The sequence below is a fragment of the Escherichia sp. MOD1-EC6162 genome (genome assembly GCF_002965125.1).
Taxonomy (GTDB): Bacteria; Pseudomonadota; Gammaproteobacteria; order Enterobacterales; family Enterobacteriaceae; genus Escherichia; species Escherichia marmotae.
The window spans coordinates 1-26,974 of sequence record NZ_PTSB01000034.1; the positions used below are offsets into that span (position 1 = coordinate 1).

General features: G+C 51.5%; 27 protein-coding genes. 17 read left to right on the forward strand and 10 right to left on the reverse strand.

Features of this window, described 5'->3' with window-relative positions; translation table 11 throughout:
* The first annotated feature begins 219 nt into the window (after positions 1 to 219).
* From citC to uspG, 11 genes are all read left to right on the forward strand, one after another.
* Entirely contained in the window at positions 220 to 1,278 is a 1,059-nt protein-coding gene (citC, locus tag A9587_RS20760; protein ID WP_000467718.1) for a [citrate (pro-3S)-lyase] ligase, read from the forward strand.
* Positions 1,279 to 1,292: 14 nt separating this feature from the next.
* Positions 1,293 to 1,589, forward strand: coding sequence for a citrate lyase acyl carrier protein (citD, locus tag A9587_RS20765; RefSeq protein WP_000700699.1), 297 nt, complete (start codon positions 1,293 to 1,295; stop codon positions 1,587 to 1,589).
* The gene (gene citE / locus A9587_RS20770) at positions 1,586 to 2,494 is read left to right on the forward strand and encodes a citrate (pro-3S)-lyase subunit beta (protein ID WP_000622357.1); all 909 of its coding nucleotides are present in this window, start codon (positions 1,586 to 1,588) and stop codon (positions 2,492 to 2,494) included. Before citD ends, citE begins: the two co-directional genes overlap by 4 nt.
* A gap of 10 nt (positions 2,495 to 2,504) precedes the next feature.
* Positions 2,505 to 4,037 (forward strand): citrate lyase subunit alpha, encoded by a 1,533-nt coding sequence (citF, locus tag A9587_RS20775; RefSeq protein WP_000149038.1) that lies wholly within the window; start codon positions 2,505 to 2,507, stop codon positions 4,035 to 4,037.
* Between the two features lie 3 nt (positions 4,038 to 4,040).
* A complete protein-coding gene (gene citX / locus A9587_RS20780) occupies positions 4,041 to 4,592 on the forward strand; it encodes a citrate lyase holo-[acyl-carrier protein] synthase (RefSeq protein ID WP_000550392.1) in 552 nt (183 codons plus the stop codon).
* Positions 4,567 to 5,445, forward strand: coding sequence for a triphosphoribosyl-dephospho-CoA synthase CitG (gene citG / locus A9587_RS20785; RefSeq protein ID WP_000062439.1), 879 nt, complete (start codon positions 4,567 to 4,569; stop codon positions 5,443 to 5,445). Before citX ends, citG begins: the two co-directional genes overlap by 26 nt.
* A 50-nt stretch (positions 5,446 to 5,495) precedes the next feature.
* Complete coding sequence (gene citT / locus A9587_RS20790; protein ID WP_000050312.1) at positions 5,496 to 6,959, forward strand: citrate/succinate antiporter CitT; 1,464 nt, start codon at positions 5,496 to 5,498, stop codon at positions 6,957 to 6,959.
* 113 nt (positions 6,960 to 7,072) lie between these two features.
* Positions 7,073 to 7,882, forward strand: a complete 810-nt coding sequence (rna, locus tag A9587_RS20795) for a ribonuclease I (RefSeq protein ID WP_010380708.1) — start codon at positions 7,073 to 7,075, stop codon at positions 7,880 to 7,882.
* A 227-nt stretch (positions 7,883 to 8,109) separates the two neighbouring features.
* Complete coding sequence (gene rnk / locus A9587_RS20805; protein WP_000089740.1) at positions 8,110 to 8,520, forward strand: nucleoside diphosphate kinase regulator; 411 nt, start codon at positions 8,110 to 8,112, stop codon at positions 8,518 to 8,520.
* A gap of 142 nt (positions 8,521 to 8,662) precedes the next feature.
* On the forward strand, positions 8,663 to 8,752 hold the full coding sequence (yldA, locus tag A9587_RS25720; RefSeq protein WP_353889723.1) for a small membrane protein YldA: 90 nt from the start codon (positions 8,663 to 8,665) through the stop codon (positions 8,750 to 8,752).
* 127 nt (positions 8,753 to 8,879) lie between these two features.
* On the forward strand, positions 8,880 to 9,308 hold the full coding sequence (gene uspG, locus A9587_RS20810; protein WP_001515959.1) for a universal stress protein UspG: 429 nt from the start codon (positions 8,880 to 8,882) through the stop codon (positions 9,306 to 9,308).
* A 120-nt stretch (positions 9,309 to 9,428) separates the two neighbouring features.
* Here the strand turns inward: uspG and ahpF are convergent, their stop codons facing one another.
* Together ahpF and ahpC are read right to left on the reverse strand one after the other, a co-directional pair.
* The gene (gene ahpF / locus A9587_RS20815; RefSeq protein WP_010380701.1) at positions 9,429 to 10,994 is read right to left on the reverse strand and encodes an alkyl hydroperoxide reductase subunit F; all 1,566 of its coding nucleotides are present in this window, start codon (positions 10,992 to 10,994) and stop codon (positions 9,429 to 9,431) included.
* Between the two features lie 243 nt (positions 10,995 to 11,237).
* A complete protein-coding gene (gene ahpC, locus A9587_RS20820; protein ID WP_000052796.1) occupies positions 11,238 to 11,801 on the reverse strand; it encodes an alkyl hydroperoxide reductase subunit C in 564 nt (187 codons plus the stop codon).
* A gap of 373 nt (positions 11,802 to 12,174) precedes the next feature.
* Here ahpC and dsbG point away from each other — a divergent pair, with 373 nt between their 5' ends.
* From dsbG to A9587_RS20840, 4 genes are all read left to right on the forward strand, one after another.
* Positions 12,175 to 12,921: a thiol:disulfide interchange protein DsbG gene (gene dsbG, locus A9587_RS20825; RefSeq protein WP_000913734.1), complete on the forward strand. Its 747-nt coding sequence runs from the start codon at positions 12,175 to 12,177 to the stop codon at positions 12,919 to 12,921.
* 207 nt (positions 12,922 to 13,128) lie between these two features.
* On the forward strand, positions 13,129 to 14,034 hold the full coding sequence (citR, locus tag A9587_RS20830) for a DNA-binding transcriptional repressor CitR (RefSeq protein ID WP_000002459.1): 906 nt from the start codon (positions 13,129 to 13,131) through the stop codon (positions 14,032 to 14,034).
* 141 nt (positions 14,035 to 14,175) lie between these two features.
* Positions 14,176 to 15,396, forward strand: a complete 1,221-nt coding sequence (locus tag A9587_RS20835) for a phosphoadenosine phosphosulfate reductase (RefSeq protein ID WP_000029788.1) — start codon at positions 14,176 to 14,178, stop codon at positions 15,394 to 15,396.
* A complete protein-coding gene (locus A9587_RS20840; protein WP_105263420.1) occupies positions 15,369 to 15,998 on the forward strand; it encodes an IbrB-like domain-containing protein in 630 nt (209 codons plus the stop codon). Before A9587_RS20835 ends, A9587_RS20840 begins: the two co-directional genes overlap by 28 nt.
* On the opposite strand, the gene ybdL is transcribed toward A9587_RS20840, so the two are convergent.
* Positions 15,999 to 17,159: a methionine-oxo-acid transaminase gene (gene ybdL / locus A9587_RS20845; RefSeq protein ID WP_105263421.1), complete on the reverse strand. Its 1,161-nt coding sequence runs from the start codon at positions 17,157 to 17,159 to the stop codon at positions 15,999 to 16,001.
* Positions 17,160 to 17,267: 108 nt separating this feature from the next.
* On the opposite strand from ybdL, the gene hcxA reads away from it, so the two are divergent.
* Positions 17,268 to 18,356 carry a hydroxycarboxylate dehydrogenase HcxA gene (gene hcxA, locus A9587_RS20850; RefSeq protein ID WP_001515956.1) on the forward strand — a complete coding sequence of 363 codons (1,089 nt, stop codon included), beginning with the start codon at positions 17,268 to 17,270 and terminating at the stop codon, positions 18,354 to 18,356.
* A 9-nt stretch (positions 18,357 to 18,365) separates the two neighbouring features.
* On the opposite strand, the gene A9587_RS20855 is transcribed toward hcxA, so the two are convergent.
* The 7 genes from A9587_RS20855 to entC form a co-directional block, all read right to left on the reverse strand.
* On the reverse strand, positions 18,366 to 18,563 hold the full coding sequence (locus tag A9587_RS20855; protein ID WP_000460431.1) for a YbdD/YjiX family protein: 198 nt from the start codon (positions 18,561 to 18,563) through the stop codon (positions 18,366 to 18,368).
* Between the two features lie 148 nt (positions 18,564 to 18,711).
* On the reverse strand, positions 18,712 to 20,817 hold the full coding sequence (gene cstA / locus A9587_RS20860; RefSeq protein WP_001043117.1) for a pyruvate/proton symporter CstA: 2,106 nt from the start codon (positions 20,815 to 20,817) through the stop codon (positions 18,712 to 18,714).
* 180 nt (positions 20,818 to 20,997) lie between these two features.
* Entirely contained in the window at positions 20,998 to 21,411 is a 414-nt protein-coding gene (gene entH / locus A9587_RS20865) for a proofreading thioesterase EntH (protein ID WP_000637956.1), read from the reverse strand.
* 2 nt (positions 21,412 to 21,413) lie between these two features.
* The gene (entA, locus tag A9587_RS20870) at positions 21,414 to 22,160 is read right to left on the reverse strand and encodes a 2,3-dihydro-2,3-dihydroxybenzoate dehydrogenase EntA (protein WP_001011656.1); all 747 of its coding nucleotides are present in this window, start codon (positions 22,158 to 22,160) and stop codon (positions 21,414 to 21,416) included.
* Positions 22,160 to 23,017, reverse strand: a complete 858-nt coding sequence (gene entB / locus A9587_RS20875; protein WP_001515953.1) for an enterobactin biosynthesis bifunctional isochorismatase/aryl carrier protein EntB — start codon at positions 23,015 to 23,017, stop codon at positions 22,160 to 22,162. Before entB ends, entA begins: the two co-directional genes overlap by 1 nt.
* 13 nt (positions 23,018 to 23,030) lie before the next feature.
* Positions 23,031 to 24,641 carry a (2,3-dihydroxybenzoyl)adenylate synthase EntE gene (entE, locus tag A9587_RS20880; protein WP_105263422.1) on the reverse strand — a complete coding sequence of 537 codons (1,611 nt, stop codon included), beginning with the start codon at positions 24,639 to 24,641 and terminating at the stop codon, positions 23,031 to 23,033.
* A 9-nt stretch (positions 24,642 to 24,650) separates the two neighbouring features.
* Entirely contained in the window at positions 24,651 to 25,826 is a 1,176-nt protein-coding gene (gene entC, locus A9587_RS20885) for an isochorismate synthase EntC (protein WP_105263423.1), read from the reverse strand.
* Positions 25,827 to 26,014: 188 nt separating this feature from the next.
* Here entC and fepB point away from each other — a divergent pair, with 188 nt between their 5' ends.
* Positions 26,015 to 26,971: a Fe2+-enterobactin ABC transporter substrate-binding protein gene (gene fepB / locus A9587_RS20890; protein WP_001515950.1), complete on the forward strand. Its 957-nt coding sequence runs from the start codon at positions 26,015 to 26,017 to the stop codon at positions 26,969 to 26,971.
* Positions 26,972 to 26,974 lie beyond the last annotated feature (3 nt).

Genomic DNA, 26,974 nt, shown 5'->3' on the forward strand with positions numbered 1-26,974 from the left:
AATTAAAAAACTTAAAACCATTAAATAAATAAAAAACCACTAACTCTATGTGAAATAAATCAAAATTTCTCACTGCAATACTCCTTAGGATGTATAGCAAAAGGAGAAACAGATATACCTCACTCGCAGCCCTTTCTCCCAACTGAAAATAAATGATTACCAACTTGCAACATTCATTGCAAATTGATAACAATACATACCTTCAGGATACGACTTATTATGTTCGGCAATGATATTTTCACCCGGGTAAAACGTTCAGAAAATAAAAAAATGGCGGAAATCGCGCAATTTCTACATGAAAATGATTTGAGCGTTGACACAACAGTCGAAGTATTTATTACCGTAACCCGCAATGAAAAACTTATCGCTTGCGGTGGAATTGCCGGAAATATTATTAAGTGCGTGGCTATCAGTGAATCTGTTCGCGGTGAAGGACTGGCGCTGACATTAGCCACCGAACTAATAAACCTCGCCTATGAACGGCACTGCACACATCTGTTTATTTATACCAAAACCGAATACGAAGCGCTGTTCCGCCAGTGCGGTTTCTCCACGCTGACCAGCGTACCAGGCGTGATGGTACTGATGGAAAACAGTGCCACGCGGCTGAAACGCTATGCTGAATCGCTGAAAAAATTTCGTCATGAAGGGAAGAAGATTGGCTGCATAGTGATGAACGCCAATCCCTTTACTAACGGCCACCGTTATCTGATTCAACAAGCCGCAGCACAGTGCGACTGGCTGCATCTATTTTTAGTCAAAGAAGATTCTTCGCGCTTTCCCTATGAAGACCGGCTGGATTTGGTGTTGAAAGGCACCGCTGATATTCCGCGCCTGACAGTGCATCGCGGTTCCGAGTACATCATTTCCCGCGCCACGTTCCCTTGCTACTTCATTAAAGAACAGAGCGTCATTAACCATTGTTACACCGAAATTGATCTGAAGATTTTCCGTCAGTACCTCGCTCCTGCGCTTGGCGTAACCCACCGCTTTGTCGGTACTGAACCGTATTGTCGCGTGACCGCCCAGTACAACCAGGATATGCGCTACTGGCTGGAAACACCGACTATCTCAGCACCGCCCATCGAACTGGTTGAAATTGAGCGACTGCGTTACCAGGAGATGCCGATATCCGCTTCACGGGTGCGCCAACTACTGGTGAAAAACGATCTCACGGCTATCGCGCCGCTGGTCCCGGCAGCCACGCTGCATTACTTGCAGAATCTGCTTGAACACTCCCGCCACGACGCGGCAGTTCGTCAAAAGACCCCCGCATAAAAAACAGGTGAAAAATGAAAATAAACCAGCCCGCCGTTGCAGGCACCCTAGAGTCTGGGGATGTGATGATACGCATCGCCCCACTCGATACGCAGGATATCGACCTGCAAATCAACAGCAGCGTTGAGAAACAGTTTGGCGATGCAATTCGTAGCACCATTCTGGACGTTCTTGCCCGCTATAACGTGCGCGGCGTACAGCTAAATGTCGATGACAAAGGCGCACTGGACTGCATTTTACGTGCACGACTGGAAGCTCTGCTGGCGCGCGCCAGCGGTATCCCGGCTCTGCCATGGGAGGATTGCCAATGATTTCCGCTTCGTTGCAACAACGTAAAACCCGCACCCGCCGCAGCATGTTGTTCGTACCTGGCGCTAATGCCGCGATGGTCAGCAACTCTTTCATCTACCCGGCTGATGCCCTGATGTTCGATCTCGAAGACTCCGTGGCACTGCGCGAAAAAGACACCGCTCGCCGCATGGTCTACCACGCGCTGCAACACCCACTGTATCGCGATATCGAAACCATCGTGCGTGTTAACGCGCTGGATTCTGAATGGGGCGTTAACGACCTGGAAGCTGTCGTTCGCGGCGGCGCAGACGTTGTACGTCTGCCGAAAACCGATACCGCTCAGGACGTTCTGGATATCGAGAAAGAAATCCTGCGCATTGAAAAAGCCTGCGGTCGTGAACCGGGTAGTACCGGTCTGCTGGCAGCGATTGAATCTCCGCTGGGCATTACCCGCGCGGTAGAAATCGCTCACGCTTCCGAGCGCTTAATCGGTATCGCGCTGGGCGCAGAGGACTATGTGCGCAACCTGCGTACAGAACGCTCCCCGGAAGGAACTGAGCTGTTGTTTGCTCGCTGCTCCATTTTGCAGGCCGCGCGCTCTGCCGGTATTCAGGCGTTTGACACCGTCTATTCCGACGCCAACAACGAAGCCGGATTCCTGCAAGAAGCTGCCCACATCAAGCAACTGGGCTTTGATGGCAAATCGCTGATCAACCCGCGTCAGATTGATCTGCTGCACAACCTCTACGCACCAACCCAGAAAGAAGTGGATCACGCACGCCGCGTCGTAGAAGCCGCTGAAGCCGCTGCTCGCGAAGGCCTCGGTGTGGTTTCTCTGAACGGCAAGATGGTTGACGGTCCGGTTATCGATCGCGCCCGTCTGGTGCTCTCCCGCGCAGAACTTTCCGGCATCCGCGAAGAATAAGGCAATCAAAATGACGCATAAAATTGAACAATCTCAACGACAAGAACGGGTAGCGGCCTGGAATCGTCACGCTGAATGCGATCTTGCCGCTTTCCAGAACTCACCGAAACAAACTTATCAGGCAGAAAAAGCGCGCGATCGCAAACTGTGCGCCAACCTGGAAGAAGCGATTCGTCGTTCTGGTTTGCAAGATGGCATGACCGTCTCTTTCCACCACGCTTTCCGCGGTGGTGACCTGACCGTCAACATGGTGATGGACGTCATCGCGAAAATGGGCTTTAAAAACCTGACCCTGGCATCCAGTTCCCTGAGTGATTGCCACGCGCCACTGGTAGAACATATTCGTCAGGGCGTGGTAACCCGTATTTATACTTCCGGTCTGCGCGGCCCACTGGCAGAAGAAATCTCCCGTGGCCTGCTGGCTGAACCAGTGCAAATCCACTCCCACGGCGGTCGTGTGCATTTGGTGCAGAGCGGTGAACTGAACATCGATGTGGCCTTCCTCGGCGTCCCATCCTGTGATGAGTTCGGTAATGCCAACGGCTACACTGGCAAAGCCTGCTGCGGCTCCCTCGGCTATGCGATGGTCGATGCCGACAATGCAAAACAGGTCGTGATGCTCACCGAAGAGCTGCTGCCTTATCCGCATAACCCGGCAAGCATTGAACAGGATCAGGTTGATCTGATCGTCAAAGTTGATCGTGTTGGTGATGCCGCGAAAATCGGCGCTGGCGCGACCCGTATGACCACGAACCCGCGCGAACTGCTGATTGCCCGCAGCGCCGCGGACGTGATTGTCAACTCCGGCTACTTCAAAGAAGGTTTCTCCATGCAAACCGGCACCGGCGGCGCATCGCTGGCGGTAACGCGTTTCCTGGAAGACAAAATGCGTAGCCGTGACATTCGCGCCGATTTCGCCCTCGGCGGCATCACCGCCACGATGGTTGATCTGCATGAAAAAGGTCTGATCCGCAAACTGTTGGACGTACAGAGCTTTGACAGCCACGCCGCACAATCACTGGCCCGTAACCCGAATCACATCGAAATCAGCGCCAACCAGTATGCCAACTGGGGTTCTAAAGGTGCATCAGTTGATCGTCTCGATGTAGTGGTACTGAGCGCGCTGGAAATTGACACCCAGTTCAACGTTAACGTGCTGACTGGTTCTGACGGCGTACTGCGCGGTGCTTCCGGCGGTCACTGCGATACCGCAATTGCCTCTGCGCTTTCCATCATCGTCGCGCCACTGGTTCGCGGTCGTATTCCAACTCTGGTGGATAACGTGCTGACCTGCATTACCCCTGGCTCCAGCGTCGATATTCTGGTCACCGACCACGGTATCGCTGTTAACCCGGCACGTCCGGAACTGGCAGAACGTCTGCAGGAAGCGGGAATTAAAGTGGTTTCCATTGAGTGGCTGCGTGAACGTGCGCGTCTGCTGACCGGTGAACCACAGCCGATTGAATTCACCGACCGCGTCGTTGCCGTCGTGCGTTACCGCGATGGCTCGGTGATTGATGTTGTACATCAGGTGAAGGAATAAGCCATGCACCTGCTCCCTGAACTCGCCAGCCACCATGCGGTTTCGATTCCCGAGTTGCTCATCAGCCGGGATGAAAGGCAAGCACGGCAACACGCCTGGCTCAAGCGCCATCCTGTTCCACTGGTCTCCTTTACCGTGGTTGCGCCTGGGCCGATTAAAGACAGCGAGGTCACACGCCGTATTTTTAATCATGGCGTAACTGCCCTGCATGCCTTAGCCGCAAAACAGGGCTGGCAAATTCAGGAGCAGGCTGCACTGGTTTCTGCCAGCGGGCCGGAGGGCATGTTGAGCATTGCCGCCCCGGCTCGCGACCTCAAGCTCGCGACCATTGAGCTTGAGCATAGTCATCCTCTCGGGCGTTTGTGGGATATCGATGTGCTGACGCCCGAAGGCGAAATTCTCTCCCGCCGCAATTATTCACTACCGCCTCGCCGCTGCCTGTTGTGCGAACAAAGCGCGGCTGTTTGCGCGCGTGGGAAAACCCATCAACTGACCGATTTACTCAACCGCATGGAGGCGCTGCTGAACGATGTCGATGCCTGCAACGTCAACTAAAACCACAAAGCTTGCTGCGTCATTAATCGATGACTACGCCCTGCTGGGCTGGCGCGCCATGCTGACTGAAGTCAATCTGTCACCAAAACCTGGCCTGGTGGATCGCATTAACTGCGGTGCGCACAAAGATATGGCGCTGGAAGATTTCCACCGTAGCGCACTGGCAATTCAGGGCTGGTTACCGCGTTTCATTGAATTTGGTGCCTGTAGCGCAGAAATGGCACCGGAAGCGGTACTCAACGGATTACGCCCAATTGGTATGGCCTGCGAAGGCGATATGTTCCGCGCCACTGCGGGCGTAAACACCCATAAAGGCAGCATTTTTTCTTTAGGGCTACTGTGTGCGGCGATTGGTCGTTTGCATCAGCTCAACCAGCCGGTAACGCCCAAAACCGTTTGTGCGACGGCGGCAAGTTTCTGCCGCGGTCTGACCGATCGCGAACTACGTACCAATAATCAACAACTGACGGCAGGTCAACGGTTGTATCAACAACTTGGCCTAACCGGCGCGCGCGGCGAAGCCGAAGCGGGTTATCCGCTGGTGATCAACCACGCCCTGCCGCACTACCTCACTCTGCTGGATCAGGGGTTAGATCCTGAACTGGCATTGCTCGATACCTTACTGCTGCTGATGGCGATGAACGGCGATACCAACGTTGCATCACGCGGTGGCGAAGGGGGGCTGCGCTGGCTACAACGCCAGGCGCAAACACTATTGCAAAAAGGGGGCATCCGAACCCCCGCCGATCTCGATTATCTCCGGCAGTTCGACAGGGAGTGTATCGAACGAAATCTCAGCCCAGGCGGCAGCGCCGACCTGCTGATTCTTACCTGGTTTTTAGCACAGATTTAAAAATTTAAACACTTGATAAATTTGGAAATATTAATTTTCGGAGAACCCGTATGTCTTTAGCAAAAGATAAGATATGGAAATTATTGGCCCCACTGGTGGTGATGGGCGTCATGTTTCTTATCCCTGTACCCGACGGTATGCCGCCGCAGGCATGGCATTACTTCGCCGTGTTTGTGGCAATGATTGTCGGTATGATCCTCGAGCCAATTCCGGCAACAGCAATCAGTTTTATTGCAGTAACTATTTGCGTTATTGGCAGTAATTATCTGCTCTTTGACGCCAAAGAATTAGCTAACCCCGCTTTTAATGCCCAAAAACAGGCGCTGAAATGGGGACTGGCTGGTTTTTCCAGTACCACTGTCTGGTTGGTATTTGGCGCATTTATCTTTGCATTAGGGTATGAAGTTTCCGGATTAGGTCGTCGTATCGCCCTTTTCCTGGTGAAATTCATGGGGAAACGCACGCTGACGTTGGGTTATGCGATTGTCATCATCGATATTCTGCTGGCACCATTTACACCGTCTAACACCGCACGTACAGGTGGGACCGTTTTCCCGGTCATTAAAAACCTGCCGCCACTGTTTAAATCATTCCCGAACGATCCGTCTGCACGTCGTATTGGCGGTTATTTAATGTGGATGATGGTCATCAGTACCAGTCTGAGTTCCTCCATGTTTGTCACCGGTGCTGCACCGAACGTGCTGGGTCTGGAGTTTGTCAGCAAAATTGCCGGTATCCAGATTAGCTGGTTGCAGTGGTTCCTCTGCTTCCTGCCAGTTGGCGTTATCTTACTTATCATTGCGCCGTGGCTTTCCTATGTACTGTACAAACCGGAAGTCACTCATAGTGAAGAAGTGGCAACCTGGGCGGGTGACGAACTGAAAACAATGGGTCGCCTGACTCGCAGAGAGTGGACGCTGATTGGTCTTGTTCTGCTTAGTTTGGGTTTATGGGTATTTGGTAGTGAAGTCATTAACGCCACTGCTGTTGGCCTGCTGGCGGTTTCGCTGATGCTGGCGCTGCACGTTGTGCCGTGGAAAGACATTACCCGCTATAACAGCGCATGGAACACGCTGGTTAACCTGGCAACACTGGTTGTCATGGCTAATGGCCTGACCCGTTCTGGCTTTATCGACTGGTTTGCCAACACCATGAGTACGCACCTGGAAGGTTTCTCACCAAACGCGACAGTGATTGTACTGGTTCTGGTGTTCTACTTTGCGCACTACCTGTTTGCCAGCCTGTCTGCGCATACCGCAACCATGCTGCCGGTGATTCTGGCCGTCGGTAAAGGTATTCCGGGCGTACCGATGGAACAACTGTGTATCCTGCTGGTTCTGTCTATCGGTATCATGGGCTGCCTGACTCCATATGCAACTGGCCCAGGAGTTATTATTTACGGCTGCGGCTATGTGAAATCGAAAGATTACTGGCGTCTGGGTGCCATCTTCGGGGTCATTTACATCGCCATGTTGCTGTTGGTTGGCTGGCCAATTCTGGCAATGTGGAACTAATACGTTCGCCAAACGCTGAATAAATCATCACGCCCGCCAGGTAAGCCCACCCGGCGGGCTTTTTTATGATTTAATAGATAGTATTCAGTGTATGTATGAGTCCCACACCCATTATGAAAGCATTCTGGCGTAACGCCGCTTTACTGACGGCTTCTCTGCTCCCCTTCTCTTCAGCTAACGCCGTGGCGTTACAGGCAAAACAGTACGGCGATTTTGATCGCTATGTGCTGGCTCTTTCCTGGCAAACCGGATTTTGCCAAAGCCAGCACGATCGCAATCGTAACGAACGCGATGAATGTCGTCTGCAAACCGAAACGACCAACAAAGCTGATTTCTTGACCGTACACGGCCTGTGGCCTGGGTTGCCAAAGTCGGTTGCGGCACGCGGTGTTGATGAACGCCGCTGGATGCGCTTTGGCTGCGCCACCCGCCCAATCCCAAACTTGCCAGAGGCACGCGCCAGCCGAATGTGTTCGTCACCGGAAACGGGGTTGTCGCTGGAAACGGCAGCTAAACTAAGTGAAGTGATGCCCGGCGCGGGTGGACGTTCCTGCCTGGAACGTTACGAATATGCGAAACACGGCGCCTGTTTTGGTTTTGATCCGGACGCTTACTTCGGCACGATGGTGCGTCTGAATCAAGAAATCAAAGAAAGCGACGCTGGAAAATTTCTCGCTGAAAACTATGGTAAAACCGTGAGTCGAAATGACTTTGACGCCGCCTTCGCTAAAAGCTGGGGGAAAGAGAACGTCAAAGCGGTCAAGTTAACGTGTCAGGGTAATCCGGCATATTTGACTGAAATCCAGATTTCACTCAAAGCTGACGCCATCAACGCACCGCTTTCCGCAAACTCATTCTTGCCACAACCACATCCCGGTAACTGTGGCAAAGCCTTTGTGATTGATAAAGCGGGCTATCAATAATCTGACAGGCAAAACACTGTGGTGCGTTTTTCATGAAACATGGCGATTAAGATTTCTACAATAATGCGCTGCATTGAGGAATTCCCTGAATGTGACGTAAATCACTTCAAAGTGTGAGCAACAGCCAGTATCATCATATGAGTTAAACCCTCGCCGCCTGACGGTGAGGGTTTTCTTTTGGGTATGTTTATCTGCGACACTCGCAGTACCGACGACATGGAGTAAAAATGTCCAGACCAACTATCATCATTAACGACCTGGATGCCGAACGCATCGATATTCTGCTGGAGCAACCCGCCTACGCCGGTTTGCCAGTCGCTGACGCGTTAAACGCAGAGTTGGATCGCGCCCAAATGTGTTCGCCAGAAGATATGCCACACGATGTGGTGACGATGAACAGCCGGGTTAAATTCCGCAATCTTAGCGATGGCGAAGTGCGTGTGCGCACGCTGGTGTATCCGGCCAAAATGACCGACAGCAATACTCAGCTTTCCGTTATGGCTCCGGTTGGAGCCGCACTGCTGGGGCTGCGCGTTGGCGACACCATTCACTGGGAACTTCCGGGCGGCGTTACCACCCACCTTGAAGTGCTGGAACTCGAATACCAGCCAGAAGCCGCTGGCGAATACCTGCTTTAATCCCATCTGCACAAGCGTTAAATCGCTTTGCTCAGAGGATGCGTCCGCATCCTCTTTCCGCTCAAATATCAACCAGATTTATCATTTTGCTCTTCCCCGCTACGTTCTAATCTGAACAGGTTATCAACCTGCGGACTCCATTATGAGTGAAGCTCTTGGTATTACAGCGTTTTATATTTTCATCGCAGCAATAATTGTTGTAGCGGTGCTATACCTTGAGCAACACTGGTAGTGCCAACACGAATACATTTTAAGCATCAATATTTAATAGATATAAAATCAACGTCGCAAATCACAGATCTAAAATCAATAATATGATGTTATGTATGCATGCATGCAACAGCAAGGAGAGAATGCTTATGTACAAAACAATCATTATGCCAGTAGACGTATTTGAAATGGAATTAAGCGACAAAGCCGTTCGTCACGCTGAATTTCTCGCCCAGGATGATGGTGTAATTCATTTACTCCATGTATTACCAGGCGCTGCAAGCCTTAGTCTGCACCGTTTTGCTGCCGATGTGCGTCGTTTCGAAGAGCATTTGCAACATGAGGCGGAAGAGCGCCTGCAGACAATGGTGGGTCATTTCACTATTGATCCCTCCCGTATCAAACCACATGTCCGTTTTGGTAGCGTGAGAGATGAGGTGAATGAATTAGCCAAAGAACTGAATGCGGATGTTGTGGTTATCGGTTCGCGTAATCCATCAATTTCAACCCATCTGTTAGGTTCTAACGCTTCCAGCGTGATCCGCCACGCCCATCTGCCTGTATTAGTCGTTCGTTAACAAATTAACGTATTTATGGTGCCCTGCCCGGAGCCATCCCGGCAGGGTTTTCTATAACGAAAAAAAGCCGCCAGGTTTGACCCCGGCGGCTAAACAATTGCAGGTGAATCTTACTTCTTCTTATGCAGTTTTGGTGCGAATCAGGTAGTCAAAGGCACTCAGAGAGGCTTTGGCACCTTCGCCAGTGGCGATGATGATCTGTTTGTACGGAACCGTTGTACAGTCACCGGCTGCAAACACACCTTTGACGTTGGTTTCGCATTTCGCATCGATGATGATTTCACCCATGCGGTTACGTTCTACTGCGCCTTCCAGCCAGTTGGTGTTCGGCAGCAGACCAATCTGAACGAAAATACCGGCCAGTTCGATATTGTGAATATCGCCGCTCACGCGATCACGGTATTCCAGACCAACAACTTTGCTACCGTCGCCTTTTACTTCAGTGGTTTGCGCATTCAGAATGATGTCGACGTTTTTCAGACTGCGCAGTTTGTCCTGCAGAACCTGGTCGGCTTTCATTTCTGGCGCAAACTCAAGCAGGGTAACGTGTTCAACAATACCCGCCAGATCAATCGCGGCTTCCACGCCGGAGTTGCCGCCGCCAATCACCGCTACACGTTTGCCTTTAAACAGCGGGCCGTCGCAGTGCGGGCAGTAGGTTACGCCTTTGGTGCGATACTGATCTTCACCCGGAACGTTCATGTTGCGCCATTTTGCGCCGGTCGCCACGATAATGCTGCGGGCTTTCAGTACCGCGCCGGAAGCTGTTTCAATCTGATGCAGACCGCCTTCAACCGCGGCCGGGATCAGCTTGCTCGCGCTCTGGCTGTCGATCACATCAACATCGTATTCATCAACGTGAACTTTCAGCGCACCAGCCAGTTTCTGGCCTTCGGTTTTCGGCACGGAGATGTAGTTTTCAATGTCAACGGTATCGAGGATCTGACCACCGAAACGTTCGCCCATCAGACCAGTACGGATACCCTTACGTGCGGAGTAAATTGCCGCCGCAGCACCCGCCGGGCCAGAACCAACGATCAGCACATCATAAGCGTCACGCTTGTTCAGCTCTTCTGCCGCACGTTTTTCAGCGCCAGTATCAATCTTCGCAACGATTTCAGTCAGCGTCATACGCCCCTGACCAAACTCTTTACCATTCACGAATACGGCCGGAACGCCCATCACGTTACGATCGGTGATTTCGTTCTGGAACGTACCACCGTCAATCGCCGTGTGTTTAATGCGCGGGTTCAGTACGCTCATCAGGTTCAGCGCCTGCACCACGTCCGGACAGTTATGGCAGGAAAGCGAATAATAAGTTTCAAATTCAAAATCACCGTCAATGTCGCGGATCTGCTCCAGCAGAGACTGCGCTTCTTTCGACGGATGACCACCGGTCCACAGCAGAGCCAGTACCAGCGAGGTAAATTCATGGCCCAGCGGAGAGCCTGCAAAACGCGGCCCCTGGTTAGAACCTGGGTTGGTGATCAGGAAAGACGGCTTACGCACCGGCAAGCTGTTATCTTCTTTAAAGGTGACTTTGTCTGACAGTTCTGCGATCTCAGCCAACAGTTCCTTGATTTCTGCCGATTTAGCGCTGTCATCCAGCGTGGCAATTAACTCAACAGGCTTGGTCAATTTCTCAAGGTAAGCCTTGAGTTGAGTTTTCATATTTGTGTCGAGCATGTTTATCTCCTGGGCTTTAAACATCATCATGCAAGCGGCCTCTGCGGCTACCTGGATGCAGCTTGCATCATGGTGCGGGGAAGAAAATCGGGTGCCGCAGCACCCGATTAATTAGGTGAATTTCCGAAGTATTTCGCGTCAGAGCAAGGCGGCTAGCCTGTGAACCCCCGGAGCTTACACAAGTAAGTGACCGGGGTGAGCGAGCGACGCCAACACTGCTATGGCGTGAAAGACGAAGAAAATTTAGATTTTACCAACCAGGTCCAGGGATGGAGCCAGAGTTGCTTCACCTTCTTTCCATTTAGCCGGGCAAACTTCACCTGGGTGAGAAGCCACGTACTGTGCTGCTTTGATTTTACGCAGCAGGTCAGATGCGTCACGGCCAATGCCTTCAGCGGTAACTTCGATAGCCTGGATGATACCCTGCGGGTCAACAACGAAGGTAGCACGGTCAGCCAGACCTTCATCTTCACGCATGTTGTCGAAGTTACGGGTCAGGGCGCCAGTCGGGTCACCGATCATTGCATATTTAATTTTAGCGATGGTTTCAGAGCTGCTGTGCCATGCTTTGTGGGTGAAGTGAGTATCGGTAGATACTGCGTATACATCTACACCCAGTTTCTGCAGTTCTTCGTAGTGGTCAGCAACGTCGCCCAGTTCGGTCGGGCATACGAAAGTAAAGTCAGCCGGGTAGAAGAAGAAGACGCTCCAGCGGCCTTCGGTGTCTTTCTCGGTGATTTCGATGAATTCGCCGTTTTTGAATGCCTGGTTTTTAAAAGGTTTAATTTTGGTGTTAATCAAGGACATCTATACTTCCTCCGTGTTTTCGATGAGATGTAAGGTAACCAATTTTTGCCGATTCGGCTAATGCGTTTCCATTATCAAATCGATAAGTTTTACCTTACAACCTTCGTAAGACAACTTTGTGAACTTTGCATCGCCAGTGGCGATAAAAAGTAAAATGGGTCCCCTTTCCAGGTGACCGCATAACCTGAACTACCCTTTGGTATCTTCAGCGCCTGTTCAACAGGCTACGGTGTTGCGATGATAATCGCAACGACGAGAGGGATTACAACACCCTCATAAACAAAGGGCAATCACCTGAGATAAGGTCTTAACTATGACAGTGATAGGTTAAGCCTTTTATTGTGTATTTGCACTGAACGAAAAGGACAAGACAATGTTAAAAAAGATAATTTTTTTTACCCTGCTCCCAGGAATTGCTTACGCCGAAGAGCTTCCTGCGCCCGTTAAAGCGATTGAAAAACAGGGAATTACGATTATTAAATCGTTCGATGCGCCAGGCGGTATGAAAGGTTATCTGGGGAAATATCAGGATATGGGGGTCACTATCTACCTTACGCCAGACGGTAAGCATGCCATCTCTGGCTATATGTACAACGAAAAGGGAGAAAACCTCAGTAACGCTCTTATTGAAAAAGAGATTTACGCACCTGCCGGACGCGAAATGTGGCAGCGTATGGAACAATCAAACTGGTTACTTGACGGTAAAAAAGACGCGCCGGTCGTGGTTTATGTTTTTGCCGATCCTTTCTGCCCGTATTGCAAACAATTCTGGCAACAAGCACGCCCATGGGTTGATGCCGGTAAAGTTCAGATTCGTACTCTGCTGGTTGGCGTGATAAAACCAGAAAGCCCGGCCACCGCGGCGGCAATCCTCGCGTCTAAAGATCCGGCAAAAACGTGGCAAGAGTATGAGGCATCTGGCGGCAAGTTAAAGCTGAACCTCTCAGGGAGCATCACACCTGAACAGATGAAGATTCTCAGTGCCAACGAGACGTTGATGGACGAACTGGGCGCAAATGTTACCCCTGCTATTTATTACATGAGTCCAGAAAACACATTACAGCAGGCTGTCGGATTACCAGATCAAAAAACATTTAATATCATTATGGGAAATAAATAACCTTCATTCTATGGATAACTGGAATATTTATCTCTTTTCAGTTATCCAAAAAATCGCAAGTATTGTTCACCCCTCTCATATCAGCTATGCTATTTTAGAAAAACTTAATCGTGAATTAAGTAAAATAACATAATATATAAAAATACATAAAGCCATATCATTGACTTGATGAATATTATGAGAACAAGCATATGAATGGAGTGCATCATGGCTAATCTTTACGACTTAAAAAAATTCGATTTAAACTTGCTTGTCATTTTTGAGTGCATCTACCAACATCTTAGTATTAGCAAGGCCGCAGAATCATTATATATAACGCCTTCTGCGGTAAGCCAGTCTTTACAACGTCTACGGGCGCAATTTAATGACCCCTTATTTATTCGCTCCGGTAAAGGAATTGCACCAACAACGACAGGATTAAATCTGCATCATCATCTTGAGAAAAATCTCAAAAACCTTGAGCAAACCATCAACATTGTCAATAAATCCGAGCTGAAGAAAAAATTTATTATTTATGGTCCGCAACTTATCTCGTCAACCAACAGTAGTCTTTTGATCGGATGCCTACGACAAGACACATCGGTAGAAATTGAACATCATGACATTATGATGTCAGCAGAAAGCGCCGAAAATTTATTGGCTTATCGCAAAGCAGATCTGGTTATTACATTAATACCAGTCATCAGTCGCTCGGTGAGCTGTGTACCTTTTCAATCGATACGCAACACGCTTATCTGTAGTGCATCTCATCCGAGAATAACGGAATACAGTAGCCGCGAAGACATTCTTGATGAAGAGTTTACTTTTCTGACATCAAAAGCATCTGGCCTTGAAGATTTTCAGATGGAAATAGAAGCGATTCTGGCAAACCGAAAAATAGCATTCCGTAGTTCTTCTCTGTTTACTATTATCAATACTATTGCGGTAACCGATTTACTGGGTATTGTTCCCTTTGAACTATATCGTTGTCATCAGAAAAACCTGCAATTAAAACAAATAAAACTAAAACATAACCTCCCCTCTAATACACTTTATATTTCCTATAATAAATCATCATTAAACAATCTGGCGTTCTCTCGATTTATTGATCGCTTAAATGACAGCTTATCCTGAAAACCTATCAATAAGAACAATATTCATCATAAAAAAATTCACCTAGTGAATATAAAATAAGATATTTCATTTAAGTTTATTAATATTATAATCAGCAAACTATTGCACTTTCTCCCGGTCATGTTAAGAGAGCGTTTACAGATGTCCATTTATAAAATTCCGCTTCCTCTCAATATTCTGGAAGCAGCACAAGACCGTATCACCTGGACACTTAATACACTGCCCCGCGTATGCGTCTCTTTTTCTGGTGGTAAAGATTCTGGCTTAATGCTTCATTTGACCGCAGGTCTGGCCAGGAAAATAGGAAAAAAAATACACGTCCTGTTTATCGACTGGGAAGCACAGTTTTCTTGTACTATTGACTATGTTCAATCGCTACGGGAACAATATGCGGATGTCATCGAAACGTTTTATTGGGTGGCTCTACCGTTAACAACACAAAATTCATTATCCCAATATCAACCTGAATGGCAGTGCTGGCAACCTGATACTGAATGGGTTCGACAGCCACCAGAAGATGCGATAACCGACCCGGCATTTTTCTCGTTTTATCAATCGGGTATGACGTTTGAACATTTCGTGCGTGAATTTGCCGAATGGTTTTCACAACAACGACCAGCCGCAATGATGGTCGGGATCCGTGCCGACGAGTCTTATAATCGTTTCGTCGCCATTGCCAGTTTAAATAAACAACGTTTTGCTGACGATAAGCCGTGGACCACCGCCGCGCCAGGCGGTCATTGTTGGTACATTTACCCCATTTACGACTGGAAAGTCGCTGATATCTGGACCTGGTACGCTAAAGGCCAAAACCTCTGTAATCCGCTGTATAACCTGATGTACCAGGCTGGCGTCCCTCTGCGTCAAATGCGAATTTGCGAACCTTTTGGTCCAGAGCAACGGCAAGGTTTGTGGCTATATCATGTTCTTGAACCTGATCGATGGGCCGCAATGTGCGCCCGGGTCAGTGGCGTAAAAAGCGGTGGAATTTACGCTGGTCACAATAATCAATTCTATGGCCACAGGAAGATCCTAAAACCTGACCATTTAGACTGGCAGGAATATGCCTTATTACTGCTTAACAGCATGCCAGAAAAAACGGCTGATCATTATCGCAATAAAATTGCTGTTTATTTGCACTGGTATCAAAAAAAAGGAATCGAAATTCCTCAGACTCAACAAGGAGATATTGGCTCAAAAGACGTCCCCTCCTGGCGACGTATCTGCAAGGTATTACTCAACAATGATTATTGGTGCCGGGCGTTATCATTCAGCCCTACAAAAGCTAAAAATTATCAACGTTATAACGAACGGATGAAAGAAAAACGTCAGGAGTGGGGAATATTATGCAACAGCGATTAACTCAGGATTTAACGCAATTTCTCGCCAGTTTAGCGGAAGAAGATCGCATTAAGGCGATCAATGAGATCCGGATGGCGATACATCAAGTGAGTCCATTTCGCGACGAGCCGGTGGATTGTGTGTTATGGGTTAAAAATAGCCAACTCGTGCCAAACGATTACAATCCCAATAATGTGGCACCGCCAGAGAAGAAGCTATTAAAAAAATCCATTGAAATTGATGGTTTTACCCAACCGATTGTAGTAACCAACACCAGAGCTAATACGCTTGAAATTGTTGATGGTTTCCACCGCCATGAAATTGGTAAAGGCTCTAACACGTTAAAAACGCGCTTAAAAGGGTATTTACCGGTTACCTGTCTGGAAAGGGATCGTAACGAACGCATCGCTGCAACGATTCGCCACAACCGCGCGCGTGGCCGCCACCAAATCACAGCAATGTCAGAAATCGTTCGTGAACTCAGCCAGTTGGGATGGAACGATAATAAAATCAGTATAGAACTGGGTATGGACAGCGACGAAGTGCTACGCCTCAAGCAAATAAACGGCCTGCAAGAGTTGTTTGCCGACCGTAGATATTCCCGTGCCTGGACGGTGAAATAATTACAACTGGCGCAGGCGTTCAGCCGCCGCCAGCAGCGTCGATTCCTTTTTGGCAAAACAGAGACGAATCAGTTTATGCGGGAAGGGATCGGCACAAAACACCGACAGAGGGATCGCCGCTACACCATGCTCCTGCGTTAACCACTGACAGAACTCGACATCATTTAACGTAGAAACGGCGCTGTAATCCACCAGCAAAAAGTAAGTGCCTTCACAGGGTAAGATCTCCAGTCTGCTCTCTCGTAATGCATTCACAAGAATATCGCGCTTCTGGCGATAAAAGTCCGGTAACGCAAGATAATGTTCAGGTTCCTCCCGCAGCATATCGGCAAGCGCCAGTTGTGTGGGAGTATTGACCGAAAAAGTCAAATACTGATGCACCTTGCGGATCTCGGCGCTGATGGGCGCTGGCGCAACGCAATACCCCACTTTCCAGCCAGTCATATGATAGGTCTTGCCAAACGATGACACCGCCACCGCCCGCTCACGCAGTTGCGGATGCGCCAGTACACTGGCATGGCCCTGCTGTGAAAAATTGATGTGCTCGTAGACCTCATCGCTAATGACAAAAATCTCGCGCTCGGCAATCGCCTGCCACAAGGCTGCAAAATCAGTCTGCTGCCAGACAGTGGCGCTGGGATTATGCGGCGTATTGAGGATCACCAACCGGGTACGCTCGCTCAGTAACGCAGCAAACTCTTGCCAGTCAACGCGAAAATACGGCGGTTGCAGCGCGATGCGTTTCACAACCCCACCCGCTAGCGCGATGGCGGGTGCGTAACTGTCATAGCTGGGATCAAAACAGATAACCTCATCGCCACTACGTACCAACGCGGTAATCGCCGCATATAACGCCTCCGTCGCTCCTGCTGTTACGGTGATGTCATGTTCAGCATCCGGTTGATAGCCATACAGCCGTGCGGTTTTCTCAGCAATCGCCTCGCGCAATGCCTGCACGCCGGTCATTGGCGCGTATTGATTTGCGCCCTGAGCAACGTGATACGCCAACCGCTCCTGCAAATAGCGCGGGCCATCAAAATCAGGAAAACCTTGCGACAGATTAATCGCCTGGTGCTGCTGCGCCAACGCGCTCATCCGGGTAAAAATAGTCGTGCCTAGTTGTGGAAGTTTGCTTTGTGGAATCAGAGGGTTATTTGTCATTTTTATCATGCCTGACGAAGTTGCGTGTTGAAGGCACTATAACACGATGTTAGTATTTGGCAATCAAGACGTTTAGATGTCTAAATAAAACAATAAGGACAACACAACATGCCTCACAATCCTATCCGCGTCGTCGTCGGCCCTGCTAACTACTTTTCTCATCCCGGAAGCCTGAATCACCTGCATGATTTTTTCACCAACGAACAGCTTGCTCGTGCCGTGTGGATTTATGGCGAACGTGCCATTGCTGCGGCAGAAACAAAACTTCCACCAGCGTTTGAGCTGCCCGGCGCAAAACATATTTTGTTTCGTGGTCATTGCAGCGAAAACGATGTGCAACAACTGGCGGCTGAGTCTGGTGACAATCGCAGCGTCGTGATTGGCGTCGGCGGCGGCGCACTGCTCGACACCGCGAAAGCCCTCGCCCGCCGTCTGGGTCTGCCGTTTGTTGCCGTTCCGACGATCGCCGCTACCTGCGCTGCCTGGACACCGCTCTCCGTCTGGTATAACGACGCCGGACAGGCGCTACATTATGAGATTTTCGACGACACCAATTTTATGGTGCTGGTGGAACCAGAGATTATCCTCAATGCACCGCAAGAATATCTGCTGGCGGGTATCGGTGACACGCTGGCGAAATGGTATGAAGCGGTGGTGCTGGCACCGCAACCGGAAACATTGCCGCTGACTGTGCGTCTGGGGCTCAATAGCGCACAGGCCATCCGCGACGTATTGTTAAGCAGTAGCGAACAGGCTCTTGCCGATCAGCAAAACAAGCAGTTAACGCAGTCATTTTGCGATGTGGTGGATGCGATTATCGCCGGTGGAGGTATGGTAGGAGGTCTGGGCGATCGTTTTACGCGTGTGGCGGCAGCTCATGCCGTGCATAACGGTCTGACCGTGCTGCCGCAAACCGAGAAATTTCTCCACGGCACCAAAGTTGCTTACGGCATTCTGGTACAAAGCGCCTTGCTGGGACAGGATGACGTGCTGGCGCAATTAACCGGGGCATATAAGCGTTTTCATCTACCGACCACGCTGGCGGAACTGGAAGTGGATATCAATAATCAGGCGGAAATCGACAAAGTGATTGCCCATACTTTGCGTCCGGTGGAGTCCATTCATTATCTGCCGGTCACGCTGACACCTGATACGTTGCGTGCAGCGTTCGAAAAAGTGGAATCATTTACCGTCTGACATGCAGATTTAGCAACAGCGCGCGCCGCCTTTGCCACCGTAGCGCGCGTCCTGCCGCTCGCGGAAAAACTCTTCATAAGTCATCGGCGTCTGATCAGGATGATTGACCCGCATATGTTCGACATAGTTATCGTAATCGGGCATGCCAATCATCAGCTTCGCCGCCTGACCTAAATATTTTCCGGCTTTTGCCAGTGAATCAAACATCAATACCTCCGGTAATCAGATTGCTGAGATATTGCCGGATGCGGCGTGAACACCTTATCCTGTCTACAAATGTTGCAGCGCATCAGGCAATTTTGCGTTTGTCATCAGCCTTACGCTCTCCCAAAAGAGAGAGCGTAATAGTGATAATTTAGTGCGCGCCTTTCGCCTGCGCCACGATCTCCTCAACATTTTCCGGCATCGGCTCATACGGCGTTTCTTTCGCCGTCGGCTTCGACTCTTTCAATGCCGCCAGTGCCGTCTTAATCGAGAACAGCGCCAGGACCACCACAACCACCATAAAGAAGATGGTCAGTCCGGCATCCAGACGGTTGTTGAACACCAGTTGCGCCAGTTGTGACTCGGTATACTGCGACGGAATATTACCGCTGTCGATCATTGCCTGGAACTTGTTCGCAATTGCCAGGAAGCCGACCTTCGCATCCGGGCTAAACGCTTTCTGCCAGCCTGCGGTCAGGGTACAAATCAGCAACCAGGCCGTTGGCACCAGTGCCACCCAGGCATAACGTTGACGTTTCATCTTGAACAGCACCACGGCACAAAGCATCAGCGCCATCCCCGCCAGCATCTGGTTAGCAATACCAAACAGCGGCCACAGGGTATTAATGCCGCCCAGCGGATCGACCACGCCCTGATGCAGGAAGTAACCCCAGGCCAGTACGCACAGCGCCGTCGCCAGCAGGTTAGCAGGCAGTGAATCCGTCCGTTTCAGACCAGGAGAAACCACGCCCAGCAGATCCTGCAACATAAAGCGCGCAGCACGCGTACCCGCATCTACCGCCGTCAGAATAAACAGCGCTTCAAACAGAATGGCAAAATGATACCAGAACGCCACATCCATCATGCCGCCCAGCGCGCCGTGCAGGATGTAGGCCATCCCTACCGCCAGCGTTGGCGCACCGCCCGCACGAGAAATGATCGACTGTTCACCGACTTCACTGGCAATCTGGTTTAACGTATCCGGGGTAATTGCAAAGCCCCAGCTACTCACCACTTGCGCTGCAGAAGCCACCACATCTGCCGTACCTGCCGGAGCCAGCACCGCCATCGGGCTGTTCATGGCGAAGTACACGCCCGGATCGATGATACAGGCGGAAACCAGCGCCATAATCGCCACGAAGGATTCCATCAACATCCCGCCGTAACCGATAAAGCACGCCTGACCTTCGTTCGCCAGCATCTTTGGCGTGGTGCCGGAAGAGATCAGCGCATGGAAGCCAGACACTGCACCACAGGCGATGGTGATAAACAGGAACGGGAACAGGTTACCGGTCCATACCGGGCCAGTACCATCGATAAATTTGGTCAGCGCCGGCATGGTCAGCGTGGGGCGCATAATCAGAATTCCCACCGCCAGACCAACGATAGTCCCGATTTTCAGGAAGGTAGAGAGGTAGTCACGCGGAGCCAACAGCAGCCATACCGGCAGCACTGCCGCCACAAAACCGTAGCCCACCAGCATCCAGGTCAACTGCACGCCCGTAAAGTCAAAGTACGGTGCCCAGGTCGGACTTTCTGCCACCCAGCCGCCAGAAATGATGGCGAAAATCAGGAACACCAGACCGATGATCGACACTTCACCAATGCGACCTGGACGCAGGTAGCGCAGGTAGATCCCCATAAAAAGCGCCAGCGGAATAGTGAACGCAACGGTGTACGTTCCCCACGGACTATGGGTCAGGGCTTTCACCACGATCATCGCCAGCACCGCCAGAATGATCACCATGATCATAAAGCAGGCCACCAGCGCAATCACCCCGGCGGTTGGTCCCATTTCTTCTTTGACCAGTTCACCCAACGAGCGACCATCGCGGCGCGTGGAAACAAACAGCACCATGAAGTCCTGCACCGCACCGGCGAGAACCACCCCGGCAAGCAGCCAGATCATCCCCGGCAGGTAGCCCATCTGCGCCGCCAGCACCGGCCCGACCAGTGGGCCTGCGCCGGCAATGGCCGCAAAATGGTGACCGAACAGCACTTTTTTGTCCGTCGGCACATAGTCCAGACCGTCGTTATGGCGCACGGCTGGCGTCATACGAGTCGGGTCAACCGCCAGCACTTTTTTGGCGATAAACAGACCGTAAAAACGATAAGCGATGAGATAGATACAGACCGACGCCACCACAATCCACAGCGCGTTAATCTGTTCCCCACGATTTAAAGCAATGTATCCCAGAGCGAATGCTCCCATCACAGAGAGCACTGTCCAGACGAGGTATTTCCCTGACTTGTTCATAATTGTTATCCGTGTACGTATCCATAGAGATGTTACATTTTGTTTCTATAACATCTTTGCAAAATTTAACAACACGATAACCAAACAAATAAGAGTTAAAACCAATAATTAACTTCACAATGTTAACTCGATCACTCCATTAACCGAGTTTTCCTGCAATCTCATTTTATTCTGTCGGGTTCATCCCAAAACCGCCGTACCCAGCCGACAGGTGCAGCAACGCCGTCCCTGTTCATCGAAAACGACAATCTCCCAGCTCTGATTTTGTCGCCCAAGATACAGCGGCTGACAGACGCCGCGCACCTTTCCCTGCGAGACAGGGCGATGATGGGTGGCATTAAGTTCCGTCCCCACCACGCACTGCCCGTCGCGAGTCATCATAAATCCAGCCATCGATCCCAACGTTTCTGCCAGCGCCGCCGACGCGCCGCCGTGCAGCAGACCAAACGGCTGATGAGTACGGGTATCGACCGGCATTTCGGCTTCCAGCACATCATCACCCAGACGGGTGTAAACAATTCCCAGATGCGCCACCATCGTGTTATCGCTGGTAGCGTTCAGTTCATCCAGGGTCAAATGACGTTTCCAGATCACAGTTATGCTCCCAGCGTTGAGCCGCCATCCACCACGATATCCTGTAGCGTGATATGGCTGGCGAGATCGGAGGCGAGGAACAAAATCGTGTTGGCGATCTCCTGCGGACGGGCGATTTTCCCCAGTGGAATGCCAAGCTTAAACTGCTCACCAAAGCCGCGAATACGCTGCTCTTCCGCGTCATCGCTCACCCACAGCGTGCGTTGCATGTCGGTGTCGGTGGAACCCGGCGAAACCACGTTGCAACGTACTCCACTACCTGCCAGTTCCAGCCCGACGCTCAACGCCAGACTTTTCAGCGCCGCTTTCGACGCGCCATAAGCACTCATACCAATACGCGGCGTGTGTGCGGCATCGGACGCTACCGTAACAATCGCTCCCCCCCGCTGACGGCGAAACTGATTCATGGTCTGTTGAAACAGGTTAAACGCACCGCCGACGTTGACCGCAAAAGTCTGCTGCCAGTCCTCTTTACTCAGTTGGTCTGTCGCGCCCATGCGCAAAATTCCTGCCGCATTGACCAGCACGTCCAGGCGCTGCGTTTCGCCTAACAGCCGCTGGCAGACTTGCGCCACCTGCCCGGCATCAGCAACATCCAGCACTTCAGTCGCAAAGGGATAATGCTCCAGCGTGAATGCCCGATCAAAGCCTGTGACTTTTGCTCCCGCTTCAACAAACGCCAGCGCCGTGGCATAGCCGATGCCTTTCCCCGCGCCGGTTACCCAGACATTTTTGCCGCTGAAATTCATTATTTCACCTCGCGAGAGAGTAGCTTCCACCAGGCGTCGATGGTCGGATTTTTCGCCAGCATGACAAAATCGATATCGCCATGCACTTTGCGCCAGCGCGCCGCCAGCGCCATCATGCGCACCGAATCCAGACCGTAGTCGATCAGGTTGTCGTCATCAAACGGTTCATCAGATTCATCCAGCAACGGCAGAACCACCTCGCGCAGCTCCGCTTTACTGGCAGGGATCGGTGCTGGCAGTAACTCTTCAGTCATCACCACCCGACCGGAACGCCCGGCAACATATTTCAGCGACATCAAATGCTCGTCACGGCTGAAATCGGCCAACGCATCAGCCACCATAAACGGTTTAATATCGCGCATAAACGCGTCGGTCGCAGTGGTCATACAACCGATGTGCGCATACACTCCGGTAATAATCAGTTGGTTACGTCCGCTCTCTTTAAGCATTTGCTCCAGCGGGGAACGATGAAACGCGCTGTAGCGCCACTTCACCAGCACTGTATCGTCAGCATCTGGCGTCAGGCGATCCACCACCTTTTGTTGTTCCGGCGAACGCGTCAGGCCCGGCCCCCACATATCATTCAGCAGCGCCCGATCTTCATCGCTCTGCTCTTTTGGCTGGGCAGTGTAATAAACCGGAATATTGTGTTGCTTACAGTAGTCACGCAGGGCGGCAATATTAGCGATCACCTGCTCCATCATCGGGCAGTTATCGCCCCAGAAGCTGACAAAATAGTCTTGCATATCATGGATTAATAGCGCAGCACGTTGCGGTTCAAAGGCCCAGTCGACTTTATTTTGCGGAATATCGTGAGACTCCGGCAGTGCGTAAGCCTGTAATTTTGGAATAGCCATCGTGTTCTCTCCTTCAGGCTGATGCGCGTGACGCCAGCCACTGACGTAATTGTTTTTTATCGACTTTCCCGACCGCCGTCAGCGGAAGTGAATCCACACACTCCACGCGATCCGGTAATTTAAATTCGGCAATACCCTGTTCACGCAGGAAACGACGCACCTGCACCGCACGCAGCGGCTCTTTTACCACCAGATAAGCGCAGCTTTTTTCGCCCATCAGCTCATCTTCCATGCTCACCAGCGCGGCATAGATCACCACCGGATGGCGCAGTAACAGGTTTTCGATCTCTTCGGCAGCGATCTTCTCACCGCCACGGTTGATCTGATCTTTCTCGCGCCCCTGCACAGTGATGTAACCGTCTGGATCTATGGAGATCAGATCACCGGAACAGTAAAAACCGTTGGCGTCAAAGGCACTGGCATTGTGGTGCGGGCTTTTGTAATAACCGCGGAAGGTGTACGGCCCACGCGTCATCAGACGCCCGACTTCCCCTTGTGGCAATGGATTTCCGTCGGCATCGGCAACCCACACTTCATCGTCCGGAGACATTGGGTAGCCCTGGGTATGGATAATTTTCTCCGCGCTATCATCAAGACGGGTGTAGTTCACCAGCCCTTCCGCCATGCCAAACACCTGCTGCAACTGGCAGCCAATCTCTGCGGGAATACGCGCCGCCAACGTGGCAGAAAGACGCGCGCCGCCGACCTGTAACAGTTTTAACGAGGCGAGTTGCGCCCGGCTTTCGCCCTCGCTCAATGCCTGTAACCACAGGCTGACTGCCGGTGGCACCAGTGCGGTAACGTTAACCTGATGTTTGGCAATCAATGGGAAACAGAGCGTGGCGCTGGGATCGTCCGCCAGAACCACAGTGCCGCCTGCGAGAAAAACCCCCAGCGATCCAGGCGAACTCATGACGTAATTGTGAGCCGCCGGAATCGCGCACAGGTAGCGTGTCTGTTGCGTGAACTGACAAATCTCGACGCTACGGCGCACACTGTAGTAATAGTCATTATGGGTACGCGGGATCAACTTCGGCGTGCCGGTCGTGCCGCCGGAAAGCTGGAAATACGCCACTTCATCGGCAGGCGACGGCGTGGCAGTAAAACCGTCTGCCGGGTGGTTAATCGCATCCTGCAAATTGTGCTCGCCGCTGTCGTTCAGCAGTTGCACCACGCGAATGGAGGAATGCTCTGCAACAAATGTATTGAGGAAATCATCCCCGCTAAACAGCGCATGTTGGCGATCGGCAATCAGTAATGCCGGTTCAATCTGGCTGGCATAGGCGTTCAGTTCGCTACGCTGATGGCTGAACAGCGCCAGCACCGGCGCAACGCCCAGTTTCAGCAACGCGAAAAAGGTAATGTAAAGTTCAGCGACGTTACCTAAGTGTACCAGCGCGGTTTCACCAGGTTTAATGCCCTGACGGCGCAAACTACACGCGAGGTTATCAGCCGCTTGATTCAACTGGCGATAACTCAACTGCCGCTCGCCGTCGATAACCGCGACGCTGTCACTCTCAGCATGTCGCGTCAGAATGTCAGTTAGTGGCAAATCCTGCCAGTAGCCTTTTTCCCGATAGCGACGGGCAAATTCTTCCGGCCAGCGGGTGAATGGAATGCTCATCCTCACTCCTTAATGCAATCCAAAAACATTCAACATGGTAGAAAGTTTGACGCCCGTTTCGCGCCACTCCCCCAGCGGTGACGACGCAGGCACAATCCCCGCACCGGCAAACAGACGCACCTGATTTTCCCGCAGCTTCGCGCAGCGGATGGTCACCACCCACTCGCCGTTACCTTCGCTGTCGCACCAGCCAACAATGCCGCCAAACAGTTCGCGGTCGAACGGCTCCAGTTCAGCAATAACCTGGGTCGCGGCCTGATGCGGGAAACCGCTCAGCGCGGGGGTCGGATGCAGCAGACAGGCCAGCGTCAGTGCGTTTTCTTGCAAATTCGCTTTACCTTCAAAGGGCGTTGCGAGATGCCACAGCGTCGGCGTGGTGATCAATTGTGGAGAGGAGGGAACGTGTAACTCACTGCTGCGCTCGCGCAGTACCTCTTTCATCGCCTGGGTCACCAGTTCATGTTCATGGCGATCTTTTTCCGACGCCAGCAGACGATTACCCGCTTCGCGATCGAGCACTTCATCCGGCTGACGACGCGCGGAACCGGCTAACGGAATCGAGCTAAAACGCTCGCCATCTTTACGCAGCAGCAGTTCCGGGCTGGCTCCGAGCAGGACGCCACCATCGGCCAGCGGCACATGGAAGTTGTAACTAACTGGGTTTTGCGCGATCAACCGTTCCAGCAGTACGCCGCTGTCGATGGCGGCATCGGTGGTGATATCAATCAACCGTGACAACACCACTTTGTCGACTTGCGGTGTGGCAGTAAGTACGGCGGCGCGGGCAACCATCTGTTCAAACGTGGCTTGTTCCGGAATTGCCTGCCGTTCCACCACATTCAGCGACTGGCTGCGGGTAAAACGGCGCGCAGAAGCTTGTTTTTCCTGGCGGGAGAATGGCTGCCAGGATTCGGGAATATACAGCGATGAAGGTTGACGTGGATCGAAGGGGATTGCCCCGACCATCACTGGATTTTTAATGCCCTGCGATTTGGCATTAGCAAACAGGGCGGTGAGTCTTTGCTGGAAGGGACTGTCTGGCGAATCCCCGTTCACAGCCGGTTCATCAAAGCGGGCGAAACATCCTGACGTCGTAAAACTGCGGTACGGCGACATAAAGAAAAAGCGATTGGGCGCAAGTGTTGCCATGGTCTGCTGTACTTCCTCAGCCAGTGACGTATCCATATCATCCTCCACAAAATGATAAAGGCTTTAATAATGATTATCATTTATATTTTCGGTCGCTAACCTAAAAGCAAACAGCCACTATGTCAACTCTTGCCGCAACACAATCTACGACTCGGGCTTGCATCTGCTTGTCGTTATAATGAAAATGAGAAGCATTAACTTCACTAATAACAGGACGCTGATTCGTGAGACTCGCCCCGCTCTACCGTAAGACCCTTTTCTTAGCAGGACTTTTGCTTTCAGGAATATCCGCAGTGCAGGCCGCCGACTGGCCGCGTCAGGTGACTGACAGCCGCGGCAGCCATACGCTGGAAAGCCAGCCACAGCGCATCGTCTCAACCAGCGTCACGCTGACGGGGTCGCTGCTGGCGATAGACGCTCCGGTGATTGCCAGTGGTGCAACTACGCCGAATAACCGCGTCGCGGACGACCAGGGATTCTTGCGCCAGTGGAGCGATGTTGCGAAGGAACGCAAACTGCAGCGCCTCTATATCGGAGAACCGAACGCCGAAGCGGTAGCCGCACAAATGCCGGATCTGATTTTGATTAGCGCAACCGGCGGCGATTCTGCAATGCCACTGTACGATCAGCTTTCCACCATCGCGCCGACGTTAATTATCAATTACGACGACAAAAGCTGGCAGTCGCTGTTAACGCAACTTGGCGAAATTACCGGGCATGAGAAACAAGCGGCAGAGCGGATTGCGCAGTTTGATAAGCAACTGGCGGCAGCGAAAGAGCAAATCAAATTACCGCCGCAGCCGGTCACTGCCATTGTCTATACCGCCGCTGCACACAGTGCCAATCTCTGGACGCCGGAATCAGCACAAGGGCAGATGCTGGAACAACTCGGCTTTACGCTGGCGAAACTGCCAGCGGGCTTAAACGCCAGTCAAAGTCAGGGCAAACGCCATGACATCATTCAGCTTGGTGGAGAAAATCTGGCTGCCGGGTTAAACGGTGAGTCGCTGTTCCTGTTCGCCGGCGATCAGAAAGATGCCGATGCAATTTATGCTAATCCGCTGCTCGCGCACCTGCCTGCAGTACAGAACAAGCAGGTTTATGCACTGGGAACCGAGACGTTCCGTCTGGATTACTACAGCGCCATGCAAGTGCTGGAACGACTTAAGGCGCTGTTCTAAGCA

What these genes read in the sequence shown, in the direction of transcription:
- citG (WP_000062439.1), top strand. Translation starts at nt 4,567, where the DNA reads ATGTCGATGCCTGCAACGTCAACTAAAACCACAAAGCTTGCTGCGTCA.
- entE (WP_105263422.1), bottom strand. Translation starts at nt 24,641, where the DNA reads ATGAGCATTCCATTCACCCGCTGGCCGGAAGAATTTGCCCGTCGCTAT.
- citT (WP_000050312.1), top strand. Translation starts at nt 5,496, where the DNA reads ATGTCTTTAGCAAAAGATAAGATATGGAAATTATTGGCCCCACTGGTG.
- entA (WP_001011656.1), bottom strand. Translation starts at nt 22,160, where the DNA reads ATGAATTTCAGCGGCAAAAATGTCTGGGTAACCGGCGCGGGGAAAGGC.
- citC (WP_000467718.1), top strand. Translation starts at nt 220, where the DNA reads ATGTTCGGCAATGATATTTTCACCCGGGTAAAACGTTCAGAAAATAAA.
- citR (WP_000002459.1), top strand. Translation starts at nt 13,129, where the DNA reads ATGGCTAATCTTTACGACTTAAAAAAATTCGATTTAAACTTGCTTGTC.
- citD (WP_000700699.1), top strand. Translation starts at nt 1,293, where the DNA reads ATGAAAATAAACCAGCCCGCCGTTGCAGGCACCCTAGAGTCTGGGGAT.
- ahpC (WP_000052796.1), bottom strand. Translation starts at nt 11,801, where the DNA reads ATGTCCTTGATTAACACCAAAATTAAACCTTTTAAAAACCAGGCATTC.
- citE (WP_000622357.1), top strand. Translation starts at nt 1,586, where the DNA reads ATGATTTCCGCTTCGTTGCAACAACGTAAAACCCGCACCCGCCGCAGC.
- ybdL (WP_105263421.1), bottom strand. Translation starts at nt 17,159, where the DNA reads ATGACAAATAACCCTCTGATTCCACAAAGCAAACTTCCACAACTAGGC.
- cstA (WP_001043117.1), bottom strand. Translation starts at nt 20,817, where the DNA reads ATGAACAAGTCAGGGAAATACCTCGTCTGGACAGTGCTCTCTGTGATG.
- citX (WP_000550392.1), top strand. Translation starts at nt 4,041, where the DNA reads ATGCACCTGCTCCCTGAACTCGCCAGCCACCATGCGGTTTCGATTCCC.
- rnk (WP_000089740.1), top strand. Translation starts at nt 8,110, where the DNA reads ATGTCCAGACCAACTATCATCATTAACGACCTGGATGCCGAACGCATC.
- uspG (WP_001515959.1), top strand. Translation starts at nt 8,880, where the DNA reads ATGTACAAAACAATCATTATGCCAGTAGACGTATTTGAAATGGAATTA.
- A9587_RS20855 (WP_000460431.1), bottom strand. Translation starts at nt 18,563, where the DNA reads ATGTTTGATTCACTGGCAAAAGCCGGAAAATATTTAGGTCAGGCGGCG.
- A9587_RS20835 (WP_000029788.1), top strand. Translation starts at nt 14,176, where the DNA reads ATGTCCATTTATAAAATTCCGCTTCCTCTCAATATTCTGGAAGCAGCA.
- entC (WP_105263423.1), bottom strand. Translation starts at nt 25,826, where the DNA reads ATGGATACGTCACTGGCTGAGGAAGTACAGCAGACCATGGCAACACTT.
- entB (WP_001515953.1), bottom strand. Translation starts at nt 23,017, where the DNA reads ATGGCTATTCCAAAATTACAGGCTTACGCACTGCCGGAGTCTCACGAT.
- rna (WP_010380708.1), top strand. Translation starts at nt 7,073, where the DNA reads ATGAAAGCATTCTGGCGTAACGCCGCTTTACTGACGGCTTCTCTGCTC.
- hcxA (WP_001515956.1), top strand. Translation starts at nt 17,268, where the DNA reads ATGCCTCACAATCCTATCCGCGTCGTCGTCGGCCCTGCTAACTACTTT.
- yldA (WP_353889723.1), top strand. Translation starts at nt 8,663, where the DNA reads ATGAGTGAAGCTCTTGGTATTACAGCGTTTTATATTTTCATCGCAGCA.
- citF (WP_000149038.1), top strand. Translation starts at nt 2,505, where the DNA reads ATGACGCATAAAATTGAACAATCTCAACGACAAGAACGGGTAGCGGCC.
- ahpF (WP_010380701.1), bottom strand. Translation starts at nt 10,994, where the DNA reads ATGCTCGACACAAATATGAAAACTCAACTCAAGGCTTACCTTGAGAAA.
- dsbG (WP_000913734.1), top strand. Translation starts at nt 12,175, where the DNA reads ATGTTAAAAAAGATAATTTTTTTTACCCTGCTCCCAGGAATTGCTTAC.